General features: G+C 68.1%; 6 protein-coding genes. All 6 read right to left on the reverse strand.

Features of this window, described 5'->3' with window-relative positions; translation table 11 throughout:
- Nucleotides 1–1,308 (reverse strand): NADH-quinone oxidoreductase subunit L (gene nuoL, locus N878_RS13720; RefSeq protein WP_021444216.1); only part of this gene is annotated, 1,308 nt, incomplete at its 3' end.
- Nucleotides 1,305–1,613: an NADH-quinone oxidoreductase subunit NuoK gene (gene nuoK / locus N878_RS13725; protein WP_122108003.1), complete on the reverse strand. Its 309-nt coding sequence runs from the start codon at nucleotides 1,611–1,613 to the stop codon at nucleotides 1,305–1,307. The genes nuoL and nuoK, both read right to left, overlap by 4 nt.
- Nucleotides 1,613–2,116 carry an NADH-quinone oxidoreductase subunit J gene (gene nuoJ, locus N878_RS13730; protein ID WP_021444218.1) on the reverse strand — a complete coding sequence of 168 codons (504 nt, stop codon included), beginning with the start codon at nucleotides 2,114–2,116 and terminating at the stop codon, nucleotides 1,613–1,615. Before nuoJ ends, nuoK begins: the two co-directional genes overlap by 1 nt.
- Before the next feature lie 400 nt (nucleotides 2,117–2,516).
- Nucleotides 2,517–3,065 carry an NADH-quinone oxidoreductase subunit NuoI gene (gene nuoI, locus N878_RS13735; RefSeq protein ID WP_021444219.1) on the reverse strand — a complete coding sequence of 183 codons (549 nt, stop codon included), beginning with the start codon at nucleotides 3,063–3,065 and terminating at the stop codon, nucleotides 2,517–2,519.
- A 10-nt stretch (nucleotides 3,066–3,075) separates the two neighbouring features.
- The gene (gene nuoH, locus N878_RS13740; protein ID WP_021444220.1) at nucleotides 3,076–4,056 is read right to left on the reverse strand and encodes an NADH-quinone oxidoreductase subunit NuoH; all 981 of its coding nucleotides are present in this window, start codon (nucleotides 4,054–4,056) and stop codon (nucleotides 3,076–3,078) included.
- Nucleotides 4,053–4,237: hypothetical protein (locus N878_RS28990; RefSeq protein ID WP_031303165.1), on the reverse strand; the 185-nt coding region annotated here is incomplete at its 5' end. The genes nuoH and N878_RS28990, both read right to left, overlap by 4 nt.

The raw sequence follows: 4,237 nt of genomic DNA on the forward strand, positions 1-4,237 counted from the left end.
GAAGATCAGGCGGAAGGTGTACAGCGAGGTGAGCAGGGCGCCGACCAGGCCGGCCGCCAGCAGCAGGCGCTCGCCGCCGGCCAGGGCCTGCCAGAGGATCTCGTCCTTGGAATAGAAGCCGGCGGTCACCAGCGGCAGCGCGGCCAGGGCGCCGCCGCCGACCAGGAAGCAGGCGTAGACCAGCGGCAGACGCCGGCGCAGGCCGCCCATCCTGAAGATGTCCTGCTCGTGGTGGCAGGCGTTGATCACCGCGCCGGCGCTGAGGAACAGCAGGGCCTTGAAGAAGGCATGGGTCATCAGGTGGAAGATCGCCGCCTGCCAGGCGCCGACGCCCAGGGCGAGGAACATGTAGCCGATCTGGCTCATGGTCGAGTAGGCCAGGATGCGCTTGATGTCGCGCTGCACCAGCGCCGCGCAGCCGGCCAGCAGCAGGGTGATGGCGCCCACCGCGCCGACCAGGGCGAGGCTCAGCGGCGCCAGGCTGAACAGGCCGTGGCAGCGGGCGATCAGGTAGACCCCGGCGGTGACCATGGTGGCGGCGTGGATCAGCGCCGACACCGGGGTCGGGCCGGCCATGGCGTCGGCCAGCCAGGTCTGCAGCGGCAGCTGCGCCGACTTACCCACCGCGCCGCCGAGCAGCAGCAGGGTGGCCAGGGTCAGCAGCGCATCGCCGCTGGCGAAGCGTTGCGGCGCCAGCTCCAGCAGCTCGCGGATGTTCAGCGTGCCGAGGGCGTGGTAGAGCAGGAACAGGCCGAGGGCGAGGAACACGTCGCCGATGCGGGTGACGATGAAGGCCTTCAGCGCCGCCGCGCCGTTGGCCGGGTTGCGGTAGTAGAAACCGATCAGCAGGTAGCTGCACAGGCCCACGCCTTCCCAGCCGAAGTACAGTGCCAGCAGGTTGTCGCCGAGCACCAGCAGCAACATGCTGGCGACGAACAGGTTCATGTAGGCGAAGAAGCGCGCGTAGCCTTCCTCGCCGCGCATGTACCAGCTGGCGAACAGGTGGATGAGAAAGCCGACGCCGCTGACCACGCCGAGCAGGGTCAGCGACAGGCCGTCCAGGTGCAGGGCGATGGCCGGGGCGAAACCGTCCACCTCCAGCCATTGCCACAGCGGCTGGACGTGGACGCCGCCGGCCGGCGGCGCGCTGAGGAACTGCCAGCCGACCCACAGCGCGGTCAGCGCGGCGAGGCCGACCGAGCCGACGCCGATGGTCGCCGCCTGGTTCTCGTTCAGGCGCCCGCGGGAGAACGCCAGGGCGAGGAAGCCGAGCAGCGGCAGGAGCAGGGTCAGGGGCAACAGGTTCATCCGCGCATCTCGCTGGCCGAGTCGATGTCGAGGCTGTCGTGGCGGCGGTACAGCTGCAGCAGGATGGCCAGGCCGATGGCCGCCTCGGCGGCGGCCAGGGTGATCACCAGGATGAACATCACCTGGCCGTCGGCCTGCGCCCAGCGGCTGCCGGCGACGACGAAGGCGAGGGCGGCGGCGTTCATCATCACCTCCAGGCTCATCAGCATGAACAGGATGTTGCGCCGCACCAGCAGGCCCAGCAGGCCCAGGCAGAACAGCAGTACGGCCAGGGCCAGGCCGTGTTCCAGCGGTACCGTGTCGATCATGGCTGGTTGGCCTCCGCGCGGCCGAGGTGGAAGGCGGCGACCAGCGCCGCCAGGAGCAGCATCGAGGCCAGTTCCACCGCCAGCAGGTAGGGGCCGAACAGGCTGATGCCCACCGCCTTGGGCGCCACCGTGGTGTGCCCCAGCGGCTGGCCGCCGTCGAGCCGCCACAGGGCATGCAGCAGCAAGGCCAGCAGCAGCGCGGCGAGGATGCCGGGGCCGATCCAGATGCCCGGGGTCAGCCACTTGCGCTCCTGGGCGATCACCGCCGGGCCGAGGTTGAGCATCATCACCACGAAGACGAACAGCACCATGATCGCCCCGGCGTAGACGATGATCTCCAGCGCCCCGGCGAAGGGCGCGCCGAGGGCGAAGAAGCACATGGCCACGGCCAGCAGCGAAATGATCAGGTAGAGCAGGGCGTGGATCGGGTTGTGGTGGCCGATCACCCGCAGCGTGGCGAGCAGGGCGATGGCGCCGGAGAGGTAGAAGGCGATGGCCATGGTCAGTGGCCTCCCTCAGGTCTATGTTTTTGGAGCACTTCAGGTGCAAAGGCAGCCGCCGCTTTTGCGTGTGCCGGTAGCTCTGGTTGCGCCCCCTCGGGCGCCTTACTTTTCTTTGCTCGTGCAAAGAAAAGTAAGCAAAAGAAACACGCCCCTGCATCCGGGTCTCGCTGCGCTCGACTCCCCTCTCTCCGGTATCGCTCCGGGGGCCGGCGTACATGGGCCATCCTTGGCCCATTACGCCTCTCGCCGCGTCCCTGCGGATCGTCCCCCTGCGCAATACCTCCGTTCGGCCTCCTGACGGGGGACTTCGCGCGCCTGATGAATTGAATGTTGGCAGGATCCTGCGTGGTAACCCCTCCGGGGAGCTGCATGGAGCCTATCGACGCGAATGTTCTCGTCATGGCAACAACCCCTTCACATTGACCGGCTCGGCCTCGTTCAGCGCCGCGCCCTTGGGTTTGCCGGCGATGGCCAGGCCGGCCACCCGGTAGAAGTTGTAGTCCGGGTACTTGCCGGGGCCGGCGATCAGCAGGTCGTCCTTCTCGTACACCAGTTGCTGGCGGTCGAACTCGCACATCTCGAAGTCCGGGGTGAGCTGGATCGCGGTGGTCGGGCAGGCCTCCTCGCACAGGCCGCAGAAGATGCAGCGCGAGAAGTTGATGCGGAAGAACTCCGGGTACCAGCGGCCGTCGGCGCTCTCGGCCTTCTGTAGCGAGATGCAGGCCACCGGGCAGGCCACCGCGCAGAGGTTGCAGGCCACGCAGCGCTCCTCGCCGTCGGGGTCGCGGGTCAGCACGATGCGCCCGCGGTAGCGCGGCGGCAGGTACACCGGCTCCTCCGGGTACTGCAGGGTGTCGCGCTTGCGAAAGGCGTGGGCGAAGATCATCGCCAGGCTGCGTAGCTGGGTGTAGGTGCCGTGCAGGATGTGGCCGATGGCGCGGAACATAGCAACCTCCCTAAGCCGCCGCGACCAGCACCAGGGCGCCGGTCACCAGCAGGTTGAGCAGGGTCAGCGGCAGGCATACCAGCCAGCTGAAGTTCATCACCTGGTCGTAGCGCGGCCGCGGTATGGACGCGCGCAGCAGGATGAACAGCATGATGAAGAACGCCGTCTTCAGCGCGAACCAGACGAAGGTCGGCAGCAGCGGGCCGTGCCAGCCGCCGAAGAACAGCGTTACCAGCAGCGCCGAGACCAGCACGATGCCGATGTACTCGCCGACGAAGAACATCCCCCATTTCATCCCGGCGTACTCGATGTGGTAGCCATCGGCCAGTTCCTGTTCGGCCTCCGGCTGGTCGAACGGATGACGGTGGGTGACCGCCACGCCGGCGATGAAGAAGGTGCAGAAGCCGAGGAACTGCGGAACGATGAACCACAGGTGCTGGTGCTGGTAGTCGACGATTTCGCGCAGGTTGAAGGTGCCGGCCTGGGCCACCACGCCCATCAGCGCCAGGCCCATGAACACCTCGTAGGACACCGTCTGCGCCGAGGCGCGCAGGCTGCCGAGCAGGGCGAACTTGTTGGCGCTGGACCAGCCGGCGAACAGCACGGCATAGACCGCGAGGCCGGCCATAGCGAAGAAGAACAGCAGGCCGATATTCAGGTCGGCGATGCCCCAGGTGGGGGTGATGGGCACCACGGCGAAGGCGATCAGCAGCGCGCTGAGGGCGACTATGGGCGCCAGGGTGAAGATCAGGCGGTCGGCGAACGGCGGCGTCCAGTCCTCCTTGAAGAACATCTTGATCATGTCCGCGCCGAGCTGGAAGGCGCCGAACGGGCCGACCCGGTTGGGTCCGTAGCGATCCTGCCAGAGCCCCAGCAGGCGGCGCTCCACCCAGCTGAGCAGGGCGCCGCAGAGCACCACGGCGACCAGGATGACCAGTGCCTTGAGCACGGCGCTGAGGATCGCCAGCAGCTCGGGGCTGAGCCAGCTCATGGCCGCACCTCTTCGATGCGCTCGGCCAGCAGGCCGTCGAACACTGCCGGCAGCCCGGCGATGCCATGGGGCAGGGCGAGCAGGCCGGGGGCCAGCCGATCGCTCAGCTGCAGCGGCAGCTCGAACGACTCGCCGGCGATCTGCAGGCGCACCCGTGCGCCCTCGCTCAGGCCCAGGCGCT

The organism is Pseudomonas sp. EGD-AK9 (assembly GCF_000465935.2).
Classification (GTDB): domain Bacteria; phylum Pseudomonadota; class Gammaproteobacteria; order Pseudomonadales; family Pseudomonadaceae; genus Aquipseudomonas.

What these genes read in the sequence shown, in the direction of transcription:
- nuoJ (WP_021444218.1), bottom strand. Translation starts at nt 2,116, where the DNA reads ATGGCCATCGCCTTCTACCTCTCCGGCGCCATCGCCCTGCTCGCCACG.
- nuoI (WP_021444219.1), bottom strand. Translation starts at nt 3,065, where the DNA reads ATGTTCCGCGCCATCGGCCACATCCTGCACGGCACCTACACCCAGCTA.
- nuoH (WP_021444220.1), bottom strand. Translation starts at nt 4,056, where the DNA reads ATGAGCTGGCTCAGCCCCGAGCTGCTGGCGATCCTCAGCGCCGTGCTC.